Below are 24536 nucleotides of genomic sequence, written 5' to 3'. Positions count from 1 at the left end.
GCGGAGCCCTGATGAAGCAGACCACGACCACCGTCCTGTGCGGCCCGGCCATCACCGACCCGTGGGGGACCCCCGTCGCCCGCCCGAGCCACCTCGTCAACCTCATCGAAGGTGGCCGGCCTGCGTGGGACGTCCGCCACGCAGACTCCGGCTGGGGGGCTGCTCCACGTCCAGCTCTCGCGTGCGCAGTCGCAGACTCGCCGCGCCCGTTGGCGCACGACCTGGTGGTACTCATTGCGGCCCAGGTCGCAGTCGACGAGCGAGTCCTGACTCACCCCGTCGCGAGGTCTACCTTCACCGGAATCGAGGACGGCAAGGCACCCTTCCCCGACGGCGGCTTCCCTCAGGATCTTGTGGATGTGGCGCGGGCGATCGTCGCCTCGGGCTGGCGACTGTGGGTCGCGCAGCTTGACGCCAGCTCCGCGCTCCTGGGCGACGGCTCGATCGACCTGCTCCGCGAGTGGGACGTTGACCTCACGCTCCTCCTCCCCGGGCGGTGAACACCGTGGCCACCGTCTTCGTCGTTCGCTGCGGGGACCTGCCCGGTTACGCCACAGACGACGAGCGCGTAGCCTTCGTCTTCGACGACGAGAACGCCGCGTCCAAGCGCTTCTTCGACGACATCGGTGAGGGCTCGTACTCCTCGGAGCACGGACACCTCGTCTCGCGCCTCGACGGTCCGGATGACCTCGTGCCGGATCTTCGACGCGACCCGCAGGACGCGCTTCTCGCGGCTTCCCAGGATGGGACGTCACACCCCTCGACCAGGTCGGGGGCATCTCATGACCACGCCCCCCAGGAGTCACCCCTCGAAGAGTCTTAGGACCTCGTCTGTCGCACCGATCCAGGACGTGAGGCGCGGCCCGGCCAGGTGCTCGTTGTACGGCTGGTCGAAGACGAGCACCCTGCCGCCGACAGCACGGAAGCTCTCGACCATGTGCGGGGCGTCGTCGACGTGGAGCGTCGCGTCGACGGAGTCCTTCAGTCCGGTGAAACAGAGCGACATGTAGGGAATACCCCACTGCTCGAGCCACGCGGCCGTGTCGGCCACGACCTGCTCGTGGAGGCCGCTGAGGAAGAGACGGTGGCTCACGATCCTGATGTGGACCTGCGCCGCTGAGAGCTCGTTGAGGCACTCCACAACACCAGGCACCGGCCGAAGCGCCCGGAACAGGCCGGCCTCGACGGCGGCACGGTGCGTCTCAAGGTACTGCTGCGTGGTGCTGAACGGCCATCCTGACCGGGTCAGGTCGTAGTGCCGGGGCTCGGGGAAGCGCGACGCCGGCAGGCCTGTCCGCTCCATGCAGAAGGCACGGAGCCCGCCCGTGTAGTCGGCGCACACACCGTCGAGGTCGAGGCCGAGCACCCGGTACCCGGTCGCGCCGACACGCTGGGACTCGAACTCCGGTGGGACGACTCTCATCTTTTCCCCTTGTCGTCGAGGACGGCGCGCACCACGTCGATCGCGTCGTTCGTGAACCCCGTGAACAGAGCGGCCTCGGTCGCCGCGACGCCCGCGGCGTCGACTGGTCGCTGAGGCGCGGGTGGCTGTCGCACCGGAGCGACCGTGAGGAGCTTCCGTGGGGCGGCACGGCCCCACAGGATCATCGCCCACACGCCCAGGACGACGGAGCAGGAACCAGTGGCCGCGAGGACCATACCGACCGCGTCCACGGCATCCGGTGCGACGTGCGCCTGGAAGGAGAGGGCGAGCAGCATGGAGCTGAAGAGCACTGCCGCGCCACCGATGACCCACCTGGCCGCGGCCGTGACGCGCCGCTCCACGTCGTTGAGCTGCACGACGACGAGCAGGGCCGCGACGAGGCTCAGGACGAGCGTGACGATCGTCATCGAGTTGGTGTCGCGCAGGAGCCAGAGGTGCTCGACGACCTCCGACGCCACCGGCGGGTCATCGCTGACGCGTTCCCGGTCCAGGGCGGCGGCGATCGCCCTCTGGCCCAGCAGGAGCCCGAGACCTTGCAGGACGAGGTTGAGGATCGCCCCGACGAGCGCGACGACCACGGTCCCGTAGCGGCGCGGCACGACTGTCACGAGCAGGTCCACGACAGCGCCGTGCGGCCCCCCGTGCTGCGCCATGAGGTGGTACCTGCCTGCCGAGCGGACCACCTGGAAGGACCCGGAGTCGCCCCGGTGTCGCCCCTGAGTCCCGACGAGCTGCTCGACCGACTTGACCTGCACGCTCGGCGTCGTCTCGATCTCGATGTGGGTGCTGCGGGATGCGCGCGCAGCGACGGATAGGCGGAGGCGCTCCGTCGTGAGCAGGCCCCAACCCGCCCTACGCAGCCCACCGTCGACGTGACTGAGGCTCGAGGCGTATGCGACTTTGACGATCGTCCGTCGGAGCGCGACTGCGGAGTCGATCTGGACGGCGAAGACGTAGCTGTCACTCAGGGTCGCCAGCATCGCCGCGATCAGGGCGGCGATGCGCCTCCCACCGTCACCTGCGGTCGTCACCCGGGCCAGCCAGGTCACGATTCGGGCCAGGTCCGTGTCCGAGTCGCCCTCCACCTGCACGGCGAGTGCTTGGGCATCACCGGCGCGGTCGCCTGCGAGCGCGCGACCGAGCTGGGTCAGCACCTTCCGCCGCCGACGGTCGTCACCTTGCCCCGTGCTTCGGACGATGGCCGCCACGGCGTCGTCCACCTGCGGGCGGCGGAGCCGCGCCGTCCCTGCGAGCCGTTCGACGAGGTGCTGTACGGCCGCGATCGCGAGGACGGCGTTCTCGCTGCTCGAGAGGACGGGAAGGGACCGGCCGGCCTCGTCGACGGCGTCGAGGCCGATGAGCGAGCCCTTGCGCATGAAACACAGGGGCACGACCGCGACGTCGCCCTGACTCCCGCGGACCTCGCCCGATACCTCAGCCTGGAGCCCGGTCCCGCCCGTTGGGATCTCGGACGCCTGCACGGCGAGGCTCCGTGGCACCGCAAGGTCGAAGCTCACCCTGCGCCGCGTCTCCCCGTCGACACGCAGGGAGACCGTCTCGACCCGCCTGACGATCCACGAAGGGTCCACGAGGAGCCGCACCACGCGCTCACCCAGCTCCAGCTGGGACTCGTGGAGGCCGGCCGCTGCCTCTCGCCGGACCCGGCGGGAGGTCCTCAGGATGGCCACGCCTCAGGGGCGAACGCGAGCTGGAAGGCGGCCTCCGCGAAGGTCGCGTCATCGTGCTCCACACCGGCTCCTGCGAGCGCGTCCTGCATGACGCCGAACCGGGCCCACACCCCTGCCGTGATGCTCCAGTCCGGGCCGATCTGTGCTTCCGGGTCCCACAGTGTCACGATCCCACCGCGGGGCGTCGACTTCCCAGCCGCGAGGACGCCGTGCCGGCCGGCCGTGCCTGTCCACACGAGAAGGGGAACGAGCGGGTCCGGGAGCACGTGGTTGCCGAGGAGCGCGAGGAACGACTGGCCCGCGCGGGGGGTGGGGTTCGCCAGCGCGGCGGCGATGTAGTCGACGGTGTTGGAGGCGTCGATCTGCCCCGGACCGGTCGCCTCGAGGAAGTAGATGCTCTTTGCGCCTGCCGGCACCGGCTTGCGCACCTCGTGGGCGATCGTGAAGCCGTCCGCCTCCGCGCCGGCACCGCCGAGGACGGTCGCCCGCACCCCGGCGAGAACCTGACGTCCTGTCGTGTCCTCAGCCAGCTCAGCCTTCATCTTCATGGGGTGCTCCGTGGTGTCGGTGGGTGTGGTGGGGTCAGGAGTCCGACGAAGGCGCCGAACTCCTCGAGAGCGTGGGGCGTTCCGGGCAGATGGTCCAGGAGGCGTGGCGAGTGGACCACGTAGGCGCTGTGCTGCCCGCGGGAGACTGCGACGTTGAGCCGGTTCCGGTCGGTCAGGAACTCCATGCCTCGTGGGACCTCAGCGGGGGAGGATGCGGCGAGGGTGACGATGGCGACCGGGGCCTCCTGGCCCTGGAACTTGTCGACCGTTCCGACTCGCGTGGCCGCGAAGCCGGCCCGGTCAAGGGCGGCCCGGGTCGTCCAGACCTGCGCGTTGTACGCCGCGACGACGATGACGTCGCTGGGGTCGAGGGGGCGGTCGGCGCGAGCCTCCTCGTCGACCCAGCGCCGTCCGACCAGGTTCCGGAGTAGCCCGGCCACCTGATCGGCCTCGTCCTGTGACGTGGTCTTGTTGCCCTGGTGGGAGACGGCCACGGTGTGGAGCCCCGGGCTGACTCCCTCGAGACGGCGCCGTGCGGCGACGTCCACGCTGGTCAGCCGGCCTTCGTAGGAGAGGCGCGACACCGGCGCGCACAGCTCAGGGTGGAGACGTCGGGTGCGGGCGAGGAAGAGTCCGAGGTCATCCGGGAGGGTCCGCGCGCCTCCGGTCAACCAGCCGAGGGCCGCGTGGTCCACGGGCTCAGGGTGGTTGCCCTGGCTCACCTGGGGGAGCTGCTGCGGGTCCCCGAGAAGCAGCAGACGGTCTGCCGATGCGCTGACGGCGATGGTGTTGGCGAGGGAGAACTGGCCGGCTTCGTCGATGACGAGGAGGTCGTACCGCGGGTCTGGGACACGGTCACCGACGAAGTCCCAGGCGGTGCCGCCGATGACGTAGCCCCCGGCGTCGTCCGAGCCGAAGGCGGCGAGCGCCGCTGACTCGACCTCGGTCCACGGCACGGGTGGCGCGTCTGGGCCGTCGTCCTTCCTCTTCTTCCCGACCCGCTCGGGTGCGACCCCACGGGTGAGGACGCCGTGCAGCACGTTCTCCACCACGGCGTGGGACTGGGCCACGACCCCGATGCGCCACCCTCGCTCGATGAGTCGCGCGATCACGTGCGTGGCGGTGTACGTCTTGCCGGTGCCGGGCGGGCCTTGGACGGCCAGGTAGGAGTCGGCCATCGCGTCGAGCGCCGTGATGATCGCGTCGATCGGCTGGTCCCGGTCGAGCTCAAGGTCGTTCAGGGTGCGGCCGTCGCGGAGGCGAGGGGGGACCCGCCGCAGGATGTCGACCACAGCCGCCGTGGGGAGCACGGGCAGACGTGCCGCCGCGCCGGCAGCAACCCCGCGGATCGCCTCGACGAGCGTGCCGGCTCGGACGGGTTCACCCGGGCCCAGGGCGAAGGGCAGGTGGTGGAAGTCGTCCGGGGGTTCGGTCGTCCTGCCTGCGCTCTCGGAGATGACGAGGACGTCAAGGTCACCCTCGACGCCGACCTCCAGCACCGTTGCGCCGCACGGGTTCCAGCCGTTCGGGCATCCCTCGGGCTGCTGCGCGACCGACGGCAGCGTGTCCCGGTAGTAGGGCAGCACGGTGGCCCCCACTCGGATCTCGCTCCCGGGCTCCAGGGCCCCTCGCATCCGCAGGGTCCGCCGCCACGCCTGGCGGCCGTTCTCGCGCGCCCACCCGGACGTCTCCTCGGCTGTCCCGTCGACACGGAAGCACGAACGGGAGTCCGGCCACTCCTCGTCCGGGTTCGAGAGCCTGTGGAAGTGCGCCCACCAGTAGGGCTTGTCCTCGCGCCGGTGGTAGTCGACGGCGGCGGCGAGCAGCCGTGCCGCCACCGCGTCCGCGTCGGGTGCTGTCGCGGCGTACTCGAGGAGGGTGCGGACCGAGGCATCAGCCTCCGCGGCGGCTGCCTTCTGCCGCTCCTGGTTGGCCCGTTGTCTCTCCGTCTTCGGCTTCTCGGAGCGCTCAGCACGCCTCACCCCGGCGGGACTGACCCCGTGCTCGGCTGCGCGGTCCACGAGCCAGTCACGCAGCCGCAGGGTGGAGACGCAGTCGTACTCGTTGTACTGGGCGATGTCGTCGAGGAGTGCATCCGCTGCCTGGGTTGCGCCCGCATCCCTGTCGGCGCAGGCGCGGGCGTACTCGGTGATCGAGTCGGCCGCGTTGTCGAGGCCGGTGCGAAGCTCGTCCCCCATGTACAGGGGCTCGAGCTTCTTGATCGAGTAGGACGGTTGGGACACCCGGACCGATCCGCGGACCACCGGGTAGAGGTCGACAAGGACCCCGGCTCGCAGCAGCTCGTCGAGCTCCTCCTCGCGGGTTCCGTGCCGACCGACGAGGCGCTTGAGGGCCGTCTGCTCGTACGCCGCATAGTGGTAGACGTGCATCCCCGGGTTGGCTGCGCGCCTGGCCGTCACGTGGTCGATGAACTCCTCGAGGGCGGCCTTCTCCTCCTGACGGGTGTGCGCCCACAACGCGGTGAACCGCGGGGTGGCGGCACCCGACGCTACGTCGACCCACCCGAACAGGTACTCCAGGCCCCAGTCCCGGGGGTTGCCGTCGTTCCAGAGCGGGTCACCCTCGAAGTCGAAGAACATGTCCGCGCCGTCCGGGACGGGCAGGTGCGCGAGAGACCCCGCATCGAACACCTCGTAGCTGACCGCGGGTGCCGCCCCGTCCTCAGCGATGGGCTGCATGACCTGGAGCCTTGCCTGGGCCCGGAGGCGATCCAGGGTCCGGCCCCCGATCCTGGCGACGGTCCCCTGCGACGCCGCGAGCTGCTCGATCGTCGTGATGCCCGCGTCGCGGAGACGATCCCGCTGGACGACGCTCAGGCCGGCGACCAGGAGCACGTCCCGCCGTGCCGCGACCTCCTCAGCGCAGTCGTCGCAGCGACCACAGGCACTGTGGACCCCGTCGTCCCATTCCGCCGGGGCGTCACCGGCGAGGTGCGCGGCGAGGACCGCCTCGAGGCGCGCCCGACGGTGCAGGTACAGCGGGATCACGTCGGTGAGCGAGTGCTCCGAGACGGAGTCGTCCCCGAGGACGAGCTGCGCTCTCGGGTGGACAGCGACCCCGGCGCGCTCGAGCTGGTCTGCGTAGGCCGCGAGCTGGAGCACCGCCGTCGTCCGTGCCGTGCGGGCGAGCTTGGTGTCCTGCACGAGGTAGCTGCCGTCGGGCTGACGGACGATGAAGTCCGCCCACCCGTGGAACGAACCGTCGAAGAAGCCTCCCTGGACCACGACGTCCGCCCCAGCCCGAAGGGCATCGACGGTCTCGGTGTGCTTCGCGGGAAGGGCTCTCAGGTAGGACGAACCGCTGGGCCGCTCGACCACGTAGACACCGCGGCCTGTCGCTTCGTCCCACGGCCCGACCTCTGCGAGGTATCGCGCAAGGAGCCGCTCCTCGTGGGCGGCACCCAACTCAGCGGTGCGCGCCATCATCGCGTCAGCGGCACGGTCCGCCTGAGCGACCCGGCCGAGCTTCCTGTCCAGCTCCCGGAGGACCGAGTATTCGCAGTTCGCAGCCCTGGTCAGGTCGGACGAGCTGTGGATGACTCCCTCAGGGGACACGAGCATGCCCTTGGTATCGGCCTACGTAGCTGGATCTTGAGCCAGCCGTCGCCGAGACCGAGCGACTATCGCTCCAGACCACTGGGTCATAGGCGCCACGCGCCTGGTGCGGACCTGGCGTAGTCGACGAGCCCGATCGCCTGGAAGTGACGCTCTGCCGCCTTGATCTTGGCGACCTCCGTGGGGCGCAGCCTCGAGTAGTCGAGGGTGCTCTTCGTCTCGCGAATCATGTAGACGCGCTCCTCCCCGTCCTGCTGCTTGATGATCGCCCAGTCGGGGTTGTACGGCCCGACCGGCGTGTCGATCCTGAACTTGGCGGGGAGCTTCATGAAGAGCTTGACGTCCTCGCGAGAGTCGAGAAGCTCAGCGAACTGTCGCTCCACGTCAGAGTCGAACACAACATGGTCGAAGTCGGTCTTCTGGGTGTTCTGGACCTCATACATCTGGTCGAGGAAGCGCTCCTTCTCCGCCTCACCGTCCTTCTGCAGCTCGCGAAGCTCGTAGACCGAGCCAGCGATCCGCTCGTACTGGATGCCGTCGACTACCGCCTTGGCCAGCTCGCTTTGTAGCGCGCGCTTGGCCATCGCGATGAAGTCGTTCGGGTTGCTGATGAACTCAGCCAGCCGCTCACTGCCGATCAGGATGTCGACGATCGTCCTGCGGGTCAGCGAGGTGGCCTCCTGGAGTTCGGTGATGACGTCGGGCAGGTCGTAGCTCCCCTTGAGGTCTGCCGAGCGGGTGCCGAGCTCCTCTCCCTTGGCGCCGCCGCGCAGCACCTTGACGCCCGCTCGCGTGACCTGGACGCGCAACGGGTCGATCGCGGGCGCTTCCTTGATCGCACGGATGGAGTTCTCGATCAGCCGCTTCCGGTCCACCGCCACGCGGTAGGTGGTCTTCTTGCTGATCGCCTCCCAGAACTCTTCGAACTCGGGAGTGGAGTAGAGCCGCTTGTTGAGCGCGCGCGCACGCCGCTTGCTGACGGGCTTGACGTACGTGCCGATGTTCGCGCGCTCGATCAGCTCGACGATGACCGGCCCGGCCCAGGCGAAGTCGACCGGCAGGTGGAGGTCGAAACCCAGCTGGTTCGGTTGGAACTTCGGAGTGACGACGCCGTGCTCGTCGATGAAACCGTTGTCCTTGAGGTGCTCCCAGATCTGCACAGAGCGCTGGTAGCCGAGCTGACCGTTGGTGAGGGCGCCGTCCTCGCTAGGGAGCGGGATCCTCGAGAACTCGGCCTTGCGCACCCGGCCGATCTCGACCCCGGCGTCCTTGTACTCCTTCTGGAGCGCGTCGGCGAACTTCTTGTAAGACTCATTCGCCACGACGGTCAGCGTTGCGATACCCCGGTCAGCGACCCGGGTGTAACCGTCCTCGGTCCGCGCGACCGGGAGGCGCAGGCCGCGCCCGAGCGTCTGGCGGCGCTCGGTCTCCGCGCCCATCTCCCGCAGCGTGCAGATCTGGAAGACGTTAGGGTTGTCCCAGCCCTCGCGTAGGGCGGAGTGGCTGAAGATGAACCGGACAGGCTCGTTCTCATCCAGCAGCCGTTCCTTCTGCTGCATGATCAACTCGTAGGCGTCATCATCGGCCTTGGTCGTGCCGGACGAGTCCTGGAAGGTCGTCGTCTTGCCACGCTTGATCTGGGAAAAGTACGCCCGGCGAAGTTCGCTCGGCACCTGCGGCAGCAACTCCTGGTAGCGCGCAGACTTTGCACGCTCCTCGATGAAGACCTCGTCGAACCACTGCACGATGTCACCGCTCGCGTCGTCATTGCTCGTGCCGTCGCCCAGGTAACTGACGACCTTGTCGACGAAGAAGAGGCTGAGCACCTTGACGCCCTTCGTGCGCAGCATCAACTCTTTGCGGAGGTGCTCGCGGACGGTCTCCCGGATCATCTCCTTGTAGAGCGCGCCGGCCGACCCGCCGACCGTCTCGCCCTCGTAGAGGAAGCCGTGCCTGGTGAGGTCGACGTAAGCCGGCTCGATGCTCATCTCGTTGATGCGCCAGCCCTCGTACACCGGGTTGTTCGTGAGGCGCGGGTCCGACAGCTCCTGGTGCTGCTTGACGCGCACGACGCGACGCTCGAGCGACCCGTCGGCCTTGCGGCAGGCGAGTTCCAGCCGTGCCGACCACGACGGCTCACGCCGCACCTCGACGAGCCTGACGTACGGCGCCGCATCCGCGCCCTGCTGCTGCACTTCAGCGACGACGATCTGCTTGACGAGCCCGAAATCGTGAGCGTCGACAGGATCGAGGCGGTAGACGACGTTGCGCTGCTTCTTGTGCGTTGCGCTATAGCGCAGGGTGAACACCGGGTCGAGCTCCCCGACGGCCGACTGCGAGAGCCGCGACTCCATATTCTGCGGCTCATCCATGATCACGACGGGGCGGGTTCCCTTGAGGTAATCGATCGGCCGCAAGCCGTTCAGCTGGTTGCGCGGCTGATGAACGATGCGAGTGTTCGCGTCGCCCCGGATCGAGTCGATAGTCATGATCAGGATTTGAACGTTGGTCGATGTCGCGAAGGACCGCACCTCCTCTGGGCTCTTGCCGCTGTAGATCGACGAGTCGAACGTAATGCCCCGGGGTCTGTAGAGCTCCTCGAAGTGTTCGCGCATGAGCCGGATGCTCGTGCTTACGCCTTCACGGATCGCCACACTCGGCACCAGGATCACGAACTTCGTGAAGTTGTAACGGACCGCGAGCTCGAAGATCGTGCGCAGGTAGACATAGGTCTTGCCGGTACCGGTCTCCATCTCGATGTCGAAGTCGAAGGCGTCGCCCGCGAGTGCCGGTGCCACCTCCAATCCGCTTCGATCCTGCACGCGCTGAAGGTTCGCAAGGACCAAGTCCCGGTCGAGCACGAGGCTGTTGCCGACGGCACCGACCTCCTGGGTGAGGTCGATGTCGAACGCCGCCTGATCCGCCTCGGACACGACTGCGGCTCCGCGGAGGGTCATGACCAGCTTCTCAGCGTCCTTGGGCTGCCCGTCGAACAGGTCGACCACGGACGCGATCGCGTCCAGCTGGTACGGCTGACTAGGGTCGAACTGAAACTCAGAGCGTTCCATCACGCCGTCCAGAGTTCAATGCCGTTGCTCTTGCAGAGCTGGGCGACGTTGGTCTTGAGTTCGTCGTCACCCTGGAAGGCATCCTCCAGGACGATGATCCGCGCGGGCGCTTCGTCAACAAGCGCGCGAAGCTGTTCGAGTGTCGGCTTGACGTGCTCGTTCAGGTACGCCATGACGGCGATGTCGCCGTCGCGATCACGGACCAGCCGCACGTCGAGCCCGCCAACCTCGAAGGGCGAGACGGTCTCGGTCAACGAGTAGCCCTGCTTGAGCAACAGCTCGGTGAGTAGCTCGTCCGCAGTAGCGTCGTCCGCCGCGCTGTCACGAAGGCTGAGCAGGTGCTGTTGCAGTGCGCCCTCCTCGACGTCGCTCGACACGCGCCACTTTGGAAAGTTGCTATCGGCGAGTTTGTACGCACGAAAACCGACATCGAACGTCCCGTCCAGGCCCTCTTGACCGTGGACCGCTCCAACGAGTTCCGCCCCAGCCAGGTCAATACGCTTCCGGGCGACCTCCGCAATTGTGTCGTATCCGCAGGAAGCGGCGACCGAGTCGGGCGGGGTTGGCTCGGGCAGTTGCACCACAATGAAGCGACACTTCCTGCTGGCCGAGGCGTTTAGCGCCAAAACTGCATGTGCAGTACTCGCTGACCCCGCAAAAAAGTCGAGCACAACCGCATCGGGATCTTCGCTCGTCACGGAGTTGATGAGATAGCTGAGGAGGGTCGTCGGCTTCGGATGATTGAACACGCGCGCGCCAAACAGGCCGCGGATCTCTGCTGCTCCTGCGAGCACATCGCCGACGTGATCTCGAGGCACGAGGGTGGTCGGCGCGAGTGCGGACGTGGTGACCTTTCGGGAGTATGGAACAAAGCTTTCACCCTTAATTACGATGCGGGTTCCCTCGGACACCTGCTTCTCGAGATAGTTCTGAGACCATATGACACGGCCAGTGAGGCGGAACGGCGCAGTAGCCCTGCCCTCAACGACGGTTACGTCCGTCTCGAGCGTGTAGCCGGAAGGACGCGGGCCGGCTTCGTACTTGCCGTCGGAGAGCTGGAATTCAACCCAGTCGGGGTCAAGAGCCAGGGTCGAGGGTCTCATAGACGATTTCGTCAGCGACGGGAGCCCTTCCGTCACCTTTTGGGCCCCCACAAGGCCGGAGATGAGTGACTTATTGCGCGCGTAACACAAAATGTGCTGAGCGTTCTCGCGCTCGAGCCGCGAGCTATTATCGGGTCGAAAGCTGCTCTCCCATATGTAGTTCTCAATGAAGTTCGACTCTCCAAAAATCTCATCGAGGGCCCGGCGCAGGTTGGCGACCTCGTTATCGTCAATGGAGACAAATAATACGCCATCGTCTCGGAGTAGGTTCCGCGCGAGCTTGAGCCGCGGATACATCATGTTTAGCCAGTTGGAGTGGTACCGACCCTCGGTTTCCGCGTTGGTCGAGAGCTTCTTGCCCTCCTCATTAACCTGCCGCGTCCACTCGAGATAGGTCTCGAGGCCCTCCTTGTAGTTGTCCGGATAGACGAAGTCCTTGCCGGTGTTGTATGGAGGGTCGATGTAGATCATCTTGATCTTCGCATGGTAGTGCTTCTGGAGGATCTTGAGCACCTCGAGGTTGTCGCCCTCGATGAAGACGTTCTGCGTCGTGTCCCAGTCCTTCGAATTCTCGAAGTCCGGGCGAAGCGTCGCGGTGGTTGGCTCCTGTGCTGCACGGAGCGCACGCTTCTTACCGGGCCAGAACAGTCCGAACCGCTCACTGGAGTCGGCCGCATCACCGTCGAGCAACTCCTTAAGCTTCTCGACGTCCACTTTGCCGTCGGCGACGGCCTCGGGAACCAGGTCGGCCAGCTGGGCTGCCAGCTCGGTCCGGAAGTTCGGGGTCGACGATGGCGTCTCGTGGATCTCGTCGGTCATCTCGCGGCTCACTTTCATTTTTCTCGCGCTGGTTCGGGTTCACGAGCGACCCGACGTCTACGTGACGATCCGCCAACGGATCGTAAACAGGTGCTCAGTGTGCTGGGTCCCCTGGAGCGACTGCTCGATCAGTTCAAGATAGGTATCGGCCTCGGCTCGGAGTTTCCTGCGGGTCTCACGAAAGTCCTCGTCGGCTTCCTCAGCGCGCTGCTCCCAACGCCGAGCGACCTTCTTGAGACGCAGTTGCTCCATCGGGTCGTCGGCCTGGCGCGCGAGCCTCCGGGCTTCCTTCTCCCTTGCCCGGTACTCGCGGATCCTGCTCTCGTGCTCGGCCTTGCGGTCCTGCTGGTTGCGGTAGAGCAGCTCCTCCTGCTGGTCGTAGTAGCGGGAGTTGCGGCCCTGCACCTCCTTCTCGAGCTCCGCCCGGCGTAGATCGAGGTGCGGCCTGAAGCGGCTCTCATCGATCGCCAACGGCTCGTCACTGACACCGAGACAGGTCAGGTCGAGGATGTCCGCGACGTACTCCTCATCGAGCCAGCGGCCGTCATCGGTCAGCGCGCCTGCGAGCATGTACGACTCCGAGACGTTCTCGTCTCGCGCTTTCATCCGGAAGGTCGCGAGTTGAACCGTGAGCTCGCCGCGGGCTCCCTCCAGCGCGCGGACCGCGCTGCTGGCGCGCTGGGACTGCCCGAGTGAGAGGGTCAGCTCTCGTGCCGGCGTCTCGCGACTCCTCGCGCCATCGACGACGTGCTGGGCCAACGTGCTCGCATACCGATACTGGTGGGCGTTGGCGAGCGGCTGTGACTTGAAGTAGTAGCGCCCGGTCTGCACACCCGGGACGGGCGGCTCGTTGAGGACGAAGGTTCGGCCATCCCCTTCGAACGTGGCGAACGGAGCCAGCTCGTGCCGGGTCACTGCGAGCAGCAGGCGCTCGAACTTGTTGAGCACCTCGCCTGACTGCGCGTCGTACGCCTTGAGACGGTCCTGCACGTGCGGGTCCAGGTTGTCGAACACCTTCGCCTTCGCAGTCGCCATCTCGCGCGAGATTTCGCTCGAGTACTGATCCTCCAGTGTTCGGAAGGCGGAGTCCAGCTCGTCCGCAGTCTTGCACCGGGTCAGGATGTCGCTGATCGTTTTCTCGAAGTCGAGACCGTCCTCGATCGAGCCGAGCACCTCGTCGCTCGCGCCGAACACGCTCGAGAACAGCTGGAACTTGTTCGTCAGGAGCTCGAGGATGCGCTGCTCGGCGATGTTGCCCTTGTTCGCGAAGTTCACCACGACGACGTTGTGCTTCTGACCGAACCGGTGCACGCGTCCGATGCGCTGCTCGACACGCTGCGGGTTCCACGGCAGGTCGTAGTTCACGAGCATCGAGCAGAACTGCAGGTTGATGCCCTCTGCCGCGGCTTCCGTCGCGATCATGATCGTGCCCTCGGTGCGGAAGTACTCCACGAGGGATTTGCGGCGGTCCACCGCGGCGATGCCGGTGACGAGGTCACCATCCTTGTTCTTCTCCAGCCACGCCTGGTAGATCGCGGTCTGCTCGGGCGAGTTGTTGGACCCGTTGAACAAGACCAGCCCGTCGGCACGTCCGGCGTCGCGCAGCGTCCGGGCGATGTACTCCTGCGTCTTCGTCGAGTCGGTGAAGATGATGACCTTCTCCGAGGCCCCCAGCTCACGGAGCCGCTCGAAGCCGAGGTCCAACGCTTCCCCGAGCTTGACGGCCTTCTGGTTCTCGCGGATCGAACGGGCGAGGGCAGCGTACTCACGCAGCTCGGCCACCTCGGCGCGCATCGCCACCAGGCGCGAGTCGTCCAGCGTGGACGCGGCGTCGCGGCAGCGCGGGTTCGCTGCCTCGAGCTCTTCGGCTTCTTCGAGCTCGTCGCTGGTGATCTCATCGTCGACGGCGAGATCCGCTGCGACAAGACCAACCCGACCCTCCCGGAGCCGCCCGCCAGCAGCCTCGTCTGCGAGACGGTTCGCGATGTTCTCCAAGGTACTGGCCACCGCGTGCGTGGAGGAGCCAAGGCGCTTCCGGATGATCAGGGCTGAGAGTTGGCGCTGACTCCCGGTGAACGCGAACAGCTCCTCGCGCTGCAGGTAGTCACTCACTAGGTTGTAGAGGCGTACCTCATCGGGAGACGGGGTGAACTCGATCGTCAGGGGCAGCCGTTTGGTGAAGTGGATGTACTTGTCCGCATCACGCCGCAGCGTCCGCTTCGAAATCGCGGCGACACGCTCGACCAGGTCGTCACCAGCGAGGTCGCGGTGCTTCACGTACCGCTCCCGGAACGCCGCGAGCGAGTGGAAGTAGCTCGGGTCAAAGATCGACACGAGCCCGTACAGCTCCTCAAGCCTGTTCTGCAGAGGCGTCGCCGTCAGCAGGACCGTCTTGTGGGAACCCTGCACGATGTGCGCCAGCGCCGCGGCAGCTTTCGTCCGGCCGGTCCAGTGGTTGCGCAAGCGGTGCGCTTCGTCTGCGACCACGAGGTCCCACGGCCGGAGGAGGGATGCCTCATGGCGGAGCGCGAACTCGTAGGAGCAGATCAAGACTTGTGATGAGCGGTGACCAACCTGGCTGAGCAACTCATCTTTCGACCTCGGATCGACGATTGACGAGGGAATCAGGAACTTCTCGTAGAGCTCTTGCTTCCACTGCTGCCGCAGACTCGACGGGGCGACGATCAATATGCTCCGGCGGCGTTCGGCCCAGTACTGCGAGATGACGATGCCTGCCTCGATCGTCTTGCCGAGCCCGACCTCGTCAGCGAGGATCACGCCCGGCAGGAACGGTGTCTGCAACGCGAAGAGAGCAGCATCGATCTGGTGTGGCTTCGGTTCCACCTGTGCGTCGAACAGCAGACCGGCGAGCTTTCCGACGTGATCATTGGTGTAGCTCCGCTGCAACTCGTTGGCGTAGTACTTCGCTTGGTAGTCCGTCAGCCTCGCCGTCACGGGCATTCCCCAGAACTGCGGAGCGCCGCGTCGACGACACCGCCACCTGGCAGGCCCTCACGGCCGCCCCGGGGCAGCGGCGCACAAGACGCGACGAGGACCTGCGCCGGAGAGGCCACACCGGCCCGTACGACCCTACTCATCGTCCGGTCTCCAACCGAGGTGCGGGCCATGGACGCGCCGTCCTACGGACAGGCCGCCTGGCCCATCGGCACGGGACGGCGCTTTCGGATGCCAAGCATGCGTCCGGATCATGGCACTCCAAGGTCCGTCCTCATCCACTCCACGTCGGCATCTTTCACAATCTACTTGAGCAGGTCCTCCCACCGCGGCCGCCACCTCACCAAGACGCGGGCTCGGCCGGGTCGAGCGGGTGGACGGCGTCGAGCCTCGTGTAGAACCGCTCCTCGGTCTCGCGGACCAGCTCGCTGAGCCCCTGCGCCGTGATGAGCGGGCCGTCAGCCATCTCCTCGGTCGCGGCGACCAGCCACTCCTCATCGCGGACCACGACCCCCGAGCCGGGGGCGATCGTGTCAGCTGGGATCGCTCCGGCGGGCCGGTGCTCGTCGGTCACTGCCGTCATTGCCGTGAAGCCCCTGTCGACCGTCATGCCGTGGCTGCGTGCAGCCTGTCACTCCGTGCTCTGTTGTGCCATCGGCGTGGGTGGGGTGAGACCTGGGTTCGGCGTCACGACATGACCGCGGGCGTGAGCGATTGCCGAGCTCGGCCAGGGTCAGTCCAGCCGTGAGTCTCGCCGACTGGCGGCAAGCCCACGTTCATCACTCACGCACCACCTTGAGCCCGCGCCTGCGCCGCCACCTCCACGGACTCACCGTCCTGAGACACGAGGACAGCCCGGATACGCCGCGCGAGGCGCTCGCGTCGCTCATCGAAGAACCGCGCGAACTCCGCAGCCGACGATGGCAGCCACCCGAGGTCGTGGCGGTCGAGGTAGCGCTCGTAGGCCTCGCCTGAGCCATAGCGGTCAGCTGCCCAGGCTGCCGGGAGCTGGTTCGACTTCTCGATGTTCGTGGGCCCCTCGAGGAGCTGCAGGTTGGGCAGCAGGTCCCGCTTGCCCTGGACGTCGTCGATCTCCTCCTCGCTCAGCCCCGCATCACGAAGACGGGACCGGTGGAACAGCGAGCGCGGGAAGACGTGGTCGACGTGATGAACGTTGCGTGTGTCGACGTGCGGGAACAGCATCGCGAGCACGGCGAAGGTCCGGCTCCTGCCGTAGCCGAGGTCCAGGATGTCCTCGACCTGCTCATCGCTGAGCACCAATGGCTTGCCGAGCGCAGCCATGCGCGCCTCGATGGCCCGCGCCGGGAAGCCCTCGGATCCCTCGCGGTTGAGCACGTCGCGGAGGTCCCTCACCAGGGTGTCCAGACCGGAACCCCACACGCCCGGCATCACCAGAGAACGCAGCACCCACGAGCGCAGCGACGCGCGGTCGGCAGCATCCGCGCCACGCGTGCGGTATGCCTCGGTCAAACCGCGCGTGTGCACGTAGTACGCCACGGGGATGAGGACGCTGTCAGCGGACAGGGTGGCGTCAGAGAGCCCGAAGTCGGAGAGAAGCTCCGCGGCGAGGACGAGGGACTCGCCGATGGCGTCCCACTCCCGCTGGAGCAGCGCCATGTTCTCCGCGTTGAAGTTCTTCACGCGGAAGGCGAAGTCACCGACGCGGGCGAGCACGAGCCCTGCCTTGAGGACGACGTCCTGCGAGAAGTCGAAGCCGGCGCCCGTCCGGTTCAGGTTGTCCACGAGGCCGTGGATCGCCTCCCGGGCGTCGCGTTCCTTCCACTGCGCCGTGGCGATCGACAGGAGCAGGTCGCTGTAGGACAGGACAGTGCCGCCCGAGTTCACGCGGATGAAAATGTCCAGCACGCGCTCCACGTCCTGGTCCGTCTCTTCGTAGAAGTGGACCAGCGGCCGGTTGTGGACGGCGTCCCAGAGCCGCGACAACATGCGTCGCACCTCGGCGTCGTCTCCGAGCCCCAGCCCTGCGGCGATACCCCAGACGTCGAAGCTCTCCCGCGCCTCGAAGATCTCGCTCACCGGGAACCACACGGCGTCGGACTCGTCCCTCGCAGCGGCATGCTGCTTCTCGGTGAGAAGGCGGAAGTCGTAGATGAGGCCCGCCTCGTTCTCCGGGGCGAAGGCACCGAGGTTCAGATAGAGCCGACGAGTCGGGTAGGCCTGCGGATTGTTGCGCCACCCCCCGGAGACCCGGTGCGCGTAGGTACCACGCAGCCCGATGTTGAGCGACGTGAGCCGCTGCTGCCCGTCCAGCACCGCGGTCACCGGCCGCGACGGAGGCACATCAAGGCTGGGGCAGTGCCGGGCGTCGAACTCGGAGTAGTCCTTGAGGAACCCGTAGAAGCGGAACTGCCGCACCGTCTCGGGCTCGACCTTCCACGAGAGGAAGCCCCCGATCGGGTAGCCCCTCATCAGTGAGTCGAAGAGCGCGACGACCTGCGATGGCCTCCACACGTACTCCCGCTGGATCGCGGGAAGGATGAGCTCCCCGCTCTGGATCCGTCGAAGGGTCTCAACGATCGTCGTGGGTGGCTGGTAGCCCATCACATCTCCTGTGGGTTGCCGACATCCGGTGCATCGACTGCAGACCACCGGCCCTTGAGTTGAACCTCGTGCCGGTCATCGAGCCGCTCGTCCACCCCGCGGCCGGCACCCTCGGCCCACCCCGCTGGTGTCGCGTACGAGTCCACCGCCGCGGGCACCTCGGCCGGCGTCCCCGGTCAAGTCCTGGGGAGTGGTGTGGCGGTTCGGCGTGACCCTGGTGGGTCAGGCGGTCAGGGCCAGGGGCGGGTCGATCACCTCTTCCTGTCCGGGGAGGATCTTCAGGTGGGCTTTGGCGAGGAGCTCGAGGCCGAGGTGGCGGCGTCCTTCGGCTCACTCGTCGTGCTGCTCGGCCAGGACGGCGCCGACCAGGCGGATGACCGAGGCGCGGTCGGGGAAGATCCCCACGACGTCGGTGCGGCGGCGGATCTCCCGGTTCAGGCGCTCGTTCGGATTGTTGGACCAGACCTGGCGCCACAGGCCCTTGTGGACGGCGGTGAAGGCCAGGACGTCGGCGCGGGCGGCGTCCAGGTGGGCGGCGACGTCGGGGAGCTTGTCGGACACTGCGTCCAGGAGCTTGTCGAACTGGGCCTGGACGTCCGCGGCGGTGGGCTGGTCGTAGACCGAGTGCAGCATCGCCTTGACCGCCGGCCGCGACGCCTTCGGGGTCACGCTCATGAGGTTCGCGGCGTAGTGGGTGCGGCACCGTTGCCAGGTCGCTCCGGGCAGGGTCGCGCCGATCGCGGCGACCAGGCCGGCGTGGGCGTCGGAGGTGACGAGCGTGACCCCGGACAGGCCGCGGGCGACCAGGTCCTGGAAGAACGTCAACCACGCCGGTCCGGTCTCGGCGGTGGTGACTTGGACCCCCAGGACCTCCCGGTGCCCGTCGGCGTTCACGCCCGTCGCCACCAGCACCACGGCGCCCACCACCCGACCGGCCTCGCGGACCTTCATCGTCAGCGCGTTCGCAGCGAGGAGTGTGTAGGGCCCGGCGTCCAGGGGGCGGGTGCGGAACGCGCTGACCTGCTCATCCAGGTCCTTGGCCATCTCGCTGACCTGGAACCGCGGCAGTGAGGTGATGCCCAGGGACTGCACGAGCTTGTCCATCCGCCTCGTGCTGACCCCCAGCAGGTAGCAGGTCGCGACCACCCAGGTCAGGGCCGCCTCCGCGCGCCGGCGGCGGGTCAGCAACCACTGGGGGAAGTAGGTCCCGGTGCGCAACTTGGGGACCGCGACGTCGATCGTGCCGACCCGGGTGTCCAGATCCCGGTGGCGGTAGCCGTTGCGCCGGTTGGTCCGGCCCTCGGAGACCTGGCCCCACCCGGCGCCGCAGACCGCGTCGGCCTCGGCCGACAGCAGCGCGTTGATGAACGTGCTCAGCAGCTCACGCATCAGGTCCGGGGACGCCTGGGCCAGCTGCTCGTGCAGGAACCCGGCAGGGTCGATACTCGTGGGTGCGGTCATCGTGGAGTCCTTCTTCGAGTCGGTTGTGAGAGATCACTCGAAGGGTCACGCGGTGACCGCGCCGCCGTCTACGACGACACGATCACCGGGCTACCGGTACACCACCCTGACGGACGCAACTTCGTGCGGCTTGAGCCAGCGGGCTCGCGCCGCACCAGTCCCACCCTCACCCGGCTGAGGGTTACGCATGTGCGCATAGACCGATGTGGGCATATGCGCCGGCTGCGCATATCGCGCATAACCCCTGACCTCGAGCAAGGACTGGTCGCGGGCCTCAGTCCTCCGCGCTGCCGCCCTCCTCCCGGCGCCAACGCCGCGCGCGCTCGGTGATCCCGCCCGGCAGGCGGTCCTTGACCGATCGCGCCTGCTCGACGGTCCCGGTGCCGAGACGCCGGGCGGCGTCGACACCCCCGGCGCCCGTCTCGACCACCTTGTCCCTCACGTCCGCCGCAGCCTCCACCCACCGCCTCACCTCGAGCGACTGGCCAGCGCGTTCGATTCCGAGTCGCCCGTGGAACTCGACGACGTCGCCCGCCACGCGGTTGCTCGCGTGCACCACTGTCCGGGCCTTCGTCGGGTGCAGAAGCACCTTGGTGTTCGCGGCCCCGGCAGCGGCCTGCATGCGGCCCATCAGCTGTTCCGTGGTCCGTGCGATGAGGTCGAGACGATTCCGGCGGGCCGTCCGCAGTGCGACCCGGTGCTGATCGAGCTCCTCCGGTGAGGTGTCCAGCACACGGTCCAGCTCAAGGACCGCCATCGCGTCCTGCAACCAGAAGCACCGGGCCAGCACCGCGAGCCACTCGCGCACCTTCCCCTCGACCTCCTTGGACGCCTTCGCGAGGTGGCCCATCTCAGCCTTGCGCTCCACCTTCTCAGCGAGCGCGTCCAGCTGACGCAACGCGTAGGCCTGGGTACGGGCGATCGTCATCGACGTGCCCTGCACCTTGGACCAGGTGACCTCGTTGACCCGGCCGACCTCGTCACGGATGGTCATGGCCTCCTCGATGACGAGCTCGGCACCGATCATGTCCGCCAGGACGGAGTCCTTCTGGGCACGGAGCACGTCGTCGACCTTCTGGTCGATGACGGCCAGGTAGTCGGTGATCTGGTCCATCGTCTGCTTCATCGCGAGCTGCGCCATGATGCCGGCGGCACCGGCGAGGACCGCGGGGTTCGCGACGAACGCACCGGGCGTCCTCACGATCTCGAGGATCCCGGTGATCTTCCCGTTCTCGGTGAGCACCGTGCGAGCCAGCTCGCGGTCCGACCCCGTCATGAGCTCGTACTTCTTCATGGCCCGGGCCGACTGCTCGCTGAGCTGCACCCATCGCCCGGACTGGGAGGCGATCCCCGACCCGGCCTGCGCAGCACCGGCACCGGCGTTGAAGGCCGAGCCGAGCCTCGCGAGCCCCAGCTCCTTGGAGTGCAGCCCTTCGGACGTGAGGAACCGATCGACCGCTCCTGGTTCGCCGATCACGGCCAGCCCGTCACCGTCGCTGATCAGCTCGATCTCGGTGTGCATCATCCGCTCCTCGGCTGGACGCGGGGACCCGCGCCCCCTCCCAACGGATGTCGGGACGTCGGAGGCCTGCCTTGAAAGTCGTTCGGGTGGAAGTCGGGCGATCGCCGTGTCAGAGAGTGGTGGTTTCGCATGCGTCCGGTTCGATGAAGGAATGTCGGCCACGCGCATGCCCTACCCGTCCGCCCAGCCGGCCTACGCTGCCGCCGCGCTCTGGCGTGATCGTTGCCTACGGGATGACCTCTCGCTCTTCTCCGAGGAACGAGGCTCGACCCTGGAGCAGGCGCAGGAGTTGGTCCGGGACTTCGTAGACCAGCCCGACGTGGGCAGCGGGACCTTCCACGGGAAGCTGGCCGTCCAGCTCGCCAACTCCTCGCCTGGGGCGGTGCAGCTGGCGGCAGAGCTGCTGTACGTCCACCTGCTCATTGCACGGTCGGACGCCGTCGGCGGCTCCGCGAAACGCAAGATCGTCACGCAGGTCCTGGACATGGCCCCCGGCACGACGCCGGTCCCCGACGATCTGGCCCGGGCCCTGGACGGCGGACTCGTCCGTCCCGGCACCGCCTTCGGGACCTACCGCTGGAAGCTGTTCGCATTCCTCATCGAGGTGGTCGTCGCCGTCAAGTCGCTCCCCGCAACCGAGCGGGCGGCGGTGCTCGACGACGCCGAGGCGTTCTCCGCCCTGCTCGGCACCCTCGACCTCTCCTCCGGGGCCGCGACCCAACGGAACGCCCTTGAGCACCTGCTGTTCCCCGACGTGTTCTGCCCGGTCACGAGCACCGACGGCAGGGCCGACGTCCTGCAGACGTGGGGTCACCTGGCGGGCCCCGAGGGCCTGCCGGAGTCGGTCCGCCTCGGCAACGTGTACCGGTCCCTCGCGCGCGAGTCGGGCGAACCCGACACCTTCGTCAACCTGCGGCGGGCGCCCTACCTGTGGCAGTGGTCCGCGATGACTCGGGCGTGGAAGACGACCGACGCGTGGCTCTGGTGGTTCGCCGAGCGGGTCGACCTGGATGCGGTTGAGCGCTCCTACAAGGTGGAGACCGCAACCCGACTCAACGAGGTCCAGCGCCTGGCCTCACAGGAGGACCCCGAATGGTTCACCGAGCTCAAGCGCACCGTCCGGGCCACCAACCTGGTCGACTACCGCGCATACGGGCACCTCTTCCAATGGGTTGAGTCGGATCCCGCGGCAGCGCGGTCTGCGTTGCTCGAGCTGTGGCGAGACCCTTCCCTCACCGCCCTGGACCGCTTCCGGGAAGCCCTGCCTGAAGGCGTGCTGCAGGAGGAGGGCGCACGGCTGAGCGTCTCCTCGTTCCTCCACATGGCGCACGACATCGCCGCGTTGCCGCCCTGGCGCGCGACCTACGTCGAGAAGTTCACCAAGCTCGTCGGTTCGCGCCGCCCACAGACGAACGCCCCGGACAGCGAGATCTACGACGACTTCCTCTCGCTGCTGGACCTCGTCCTCGACCTCGCCCGACGCCATGGCGCTACCTTGCGGGACCGCCTCGACGCCCAGGGGCTCGTGTGGACGGTCATGTCCCAGGACCCGGCGGCGCTCTCGCCCGACGTCGCCCGAGCCCTGACCGAGTGGCGAGCGACAGGCGCCACCCTCCCTCCCGGAGACGGGGCCGCCGCAGTCGAGGAGTCGCAGCCCGATGAGGCCAGCACGGGGACGCCGACCGCCTTGGAGAACGACCGCTCACTGTCTGACCTCGCCGACCAGCTCCACCTCGACACCGGGTTCCTGGAGGTGGTCGTCGACCTGCTCACCGACCGCAAACAGGTGATCTTCACCGGAACGCCGGGAACCGGGAAGACATTCGTCGCGCAGGCCGTCGCGACGTTCCTGGCAGGCTCGGCCGATCGCGTCAGGCTGGTGCAGTTCCACCCGTCGTACGGCTACGAGGACTTCGTGGAGGGTTTCCGGCCCGTCGCCGAAGGCGGCTTCGTCCTCCGCGAGGGCCCATTGAGACAGCTGGCCGACCGGGCCGCAGCAGACCCCGGGCACACCTACGTCCTCGTCATCGACGAGCTGAACCGGGCCAACGTCGCCCGGGTCTTCGGGGAGCTCTACTTCCTCCTCGAGTACCGGGGCGCCGCAGTGGACCTGATGTACTCCGACGAGCCCTTCCGGCTGCCGGCCAACGTGCACATCATCGGCACGATGAACAGCGCCGACCGGTCGATCGCCCTCCTGGACTCCGCACTACGTCGCCGGTTCTCCTTCGTCGAGTTCGACGCCACGCAGCTCCCGGTCTCCGGGGTGCTGCCCTCCTACCTCGACCGATCGGTGCCTCACATGCGCTGGGTGGCCGACGTCGTCGCCGCTGCCAACACCATCGTCGACGACCCACTCGCGGCCATTGGCCCCAGCCACTTCCTGCGAGCCGACCTGAACGAGGCGATGGTCGCCCGCATCTGGCGGCACGACGTGCTCCCCACCTTGCAAGAGCACCTACCCGCTCGGGCGGATGTGCTGGACCAGCTGGACCTGGCCACACTGCGAACGGCCACAGGGGCGGGGGTGGACGGGGATGGTGACGACTCGGCTGAGTGAGTGGCGGACCTCCTACAGCCTGTCCCTCGATAAGGACGCCCTCACCGTCCTGCAGTCACGGTTCGGCGCCACGGTGGCGCCTTCCCTCCGGTCCGACGCAGAGACGCGGTGGGACGTGACGCCCGGGAGCACCGTCGGGACGGTACGTCGCGGAGTCCACCAGCTCGTGGTGCTCCCGAAGATCCCCATCGGCAACGTGCTCTACCTCCTCGCCGTCGGATCCGGACAGGACCCGTGGTCAGCTGCCGACGACGCCGCCCTCGCCGACGCTCCCGACCTCACCTCCGGGGTCGTCTCCCTCTTCACCAACCTGCTCAACCAGGCTGTCACCGGCGGTGTGCTCCGCGGGTTCCGGGTCGCCGAGGACGACCTCCACAGCGTCCGCGGGCGCATCGACATCGCCCGCCAGCTCCGGCAGCGCCCCGGGCTGAACCTGCCTCTGGCTGTGACGTACAACGAGCACGACGCGGACATCCTTGAGAACCGTCTGCTCCTGGCCGCCACGAGACACCTCCGGCAGACCGAAGGACTGCCGCGCCACCTCTCCCAGGCACTTGGCCGGGCCGGTCGCCACTTCGCGGACGTCGAGGCCGTCGCCTATCACGCCGATGACGTCCCCCCGGTTGCCTGGAACCTGCTCAACGCCCGGTACCGGTCAGCCGTCGAGCTCGCGCGCCTCATCCTTCGCGGCACCGCGGTCGACATCGACGCAGGCAGCCGCGCGGGTCACGCCCTGACGTTCGACATGAACGAGGTGTTCGAGAAGTTCCTGGTCGCAGCCATCGGGTCCGCGCTGACTCACCAGGACGGCCGTGCCCAGCGCCAAGACACCAGATGGCACCTCGACGAAGGCCGGACCATCCCCCTCCGTCCGGACCTCACCTGGTACGGACCCGACGGCACCGTCCGGGCGGTCGTCGACGCCAAGTACAAGGCTGAGCGCAGCAGCGGCCCCGTCAACGCCGACGTCTACCAGCTGCTGGCGTACTGCACGGCCACCGGCCTCAACGACGGCCACCTCGTCTATGCCGCCGGTGAGCAGCGACCAGGGCAGGTTCGGGTCATCCGCGGCGGGCCCGTGATCCACGCCCACGCCATCAACCTCTCCGGCCCACCCGCCGACATCGCCAGAGAGACGACAAGGGTCGCCCGGCACATCGCCCAGGCCGCGTCGCCAGCGATAGCCCTGTAGCCCCGGTCGAGCGGGGCT

The 24536-nt window shown here is 67.7% G+C and carries 14 protein-coding genes and 1 pseudogene; 4 read left to right on the top strand and 11 right to left on the bottom strand.

The genetic code is table 11. From position 1 onward, the window contains the following. Positions 1-11: 11 nt before the first annotated feature. Both N869_RS17605 and N869_RS00850 read left to right on the top strand, forming a co-directional pair. A complete protein-coding gene (locus N869_RS17605; protein WP_035056480.1) occupies positions 12-500 on the top strand; it encodes a hypothetical protein in 489 nt (162 codons plus the stop codon). Between the two features lie 5 nt (positions 501-505). Further along, positions 506-823, top strand: coding sequence for a hypothetical protein (locus N869_RS00850; RefSeq protein ID WP_156968270.1), 318 nt, complete (start codon positions 506-508; stop codon positions 821-823). On the opposite strand, the gene N869_RS00845 is transcribed toward N869_RS00850, so the two are convergent. The 11 genes and pseudogenes from N869_RS00845 to N869_RS00795 all read right to left on the bottom strand — a co-directional run bounded on the left by N869_RS00845 (position 803) and on the right by N869_RS00795 (position 20766). Further along, a complete protein-coding gene (locus tag N869_RS00845; protein WP_035056474.1) occupies positions 803-1423 on the bottom strand; it encodes a 5' nucleotidase, NT5C type in 621 nt (206 codons plus the stop codon). The two genes, N869_RS00850 and N869_RS00845, sit on opposite strands and share 21 nt — an antisense overlap. Continuing rightward, on the bottom strand, positions 1420-3132 hold the full coding sequence (locus N869_RS00840) for a hypothetical protein (protein WP_035056472.1): 1713 nt from the start codon (positions 3130-3132) through the stop codon (positions 1420-1422). The genes N869_RS00845 and N869_RS00840 overlap by 4 nt, the downstream gene beginning before the upstream one ends. Then, positions 3120-3680 (bottom strand): hypothetical protein, encoded by a 561-nt coding sequence (locus N869_RS00835; protein WP_035056470.1) that lies wholly within the window; start codon positions 3678-3680, stop codon positions 3120-3122. The genes N869_RS00840 and N869_RS00835 overlap by 13 nt, the downstream gene beginning before the upstream one ends. After that, positions 3677-7261 (bottom strand): TM0106 family RecB-like putative nuclease, encoded by a 3585-nt coding sequence (locus tag N869_RS00830; RefSeq protein WP_052104809.1) that lies wholly within the window; start codon positions 7259-7261, stop codon positions 3677-3679. Before N869_RS00830 ends, N869_RS00835 begins: the two co-directional genes overlap by 4 nt. An 80-nt stretch (positions 7262-7341) precedes the next feature. Next, positions 7342-10323 (bottom strand): restriction endonuclease, encoded by a 2982-nt coding sequence (locus N869_RS00825; RefSeq protein ID WP_198025915.1) that lies wholly within the window; start codon positions 10321-10323, stop codon positions 7342-7344. After that, positions 10323-12245, bottom strand: a complete 1923-nt coding sequence (locus tag N869_RS00820; RefSeq protein WP_035056530.1) for a site-specific DNA-methyltransferase — start codon at positions 12243-12245, stop codon at positions 10323-10325. Before N869_RS00820 ends, N869_RS00825 begins: the two co-directional genes overlap by 1 nt. Positions 12246-12302: 57 nt before the next feature. Continuing rightward, positions 12303-15200 carry an SNF2-related protein gene (locus tag N869_RS00815; RefSeq protein ID WP_084136306.1) on the bottom strand — a complete coding sequence of 966 codons (2898 nt, stop codon included), beginning with the start codon at positions 15198-15200 and terminating at the stop codon, positions 12303-12305. A 340-nt stretch (positions 15201-15540) separates the two neighbouring features. Next, positions 15541-15774, bottom strand: coding sequence for a hypothetical protein (locus tag N869_RS00810; protein ID WP_198025914.1), 234 nt, complete (start codon positions 15772-15774; stop codon positions 15541-15543). 209 nt (positions 15775-15983) lie between these two features. Beyond that, the gene (locus N869_RS00805; protein ID WP_052104807.1) at positions 15984-17783 is read right to left on the bottom strand and encodes a DUF262 domain-containing protein; all 1800 of its coding nucleotides are present in this window, start codon (positions 17781-17783) and stop codon (positions 15984-15986) included. A 222-nt stretch (positions 17784-18005) separates the two neighbouring features. Then, a pseudogene (locus tag N869_RS00800) lies at positions 18006-19244 on the bottom strand (IS256 family transposase). A 274-nt stretch (positions 19245-19518) separates the two neighbouring features. After that, entirely contained in the window at positions 19519-20766 is a 1248-nt protein-coding gene (locus tag N869_RS00795; protein WP_035056521.1) for a hypothetical protein, read from the bottom strand. Positions 20767-20917: 151 nt separating this feature from the next. Here N869_RS00795 and N869_RS16310 point away from each other — a divergent pair, with 151 nt between their 5' ends. After that, entirely contained in the window at positions 20918-23326 is a 2409-nt protein-coding gene (locus N869_RS16310; protein ID WP_052104806.1) for an McrB family protein, read from the top strand. Beyond that, positions 23304-24518, top strand: a complete 1215-nt coding sequence (locus N869_RS00785) for an McrC family protein (RefSeq protein WP_052104805.1) — start codon at positions 23304-23306, stop codon at positions 24516-24518. The genes N869_RS16310 and N869_RS00785 overlap by 23 nt, the downstream gene beginning before the upstream one ends. Positions 24519-24536: the final 18 nt, after the last annotated feature.

The organism is Cellulomonas bogoriensis 69B4 = DSM 16987, assembly GCF_000767165.1.
GTDB classification, from domain to species: domain Bacteria; phylum Actinomycetota; class Actinomycetes; order Actinomycetales; family Cellulomonadaceae; genus Actinotalea; species Actinotalea bogoriensis.
This window is presented reverse-complemented; position numbering and strand designations above follow the sequence as displayed.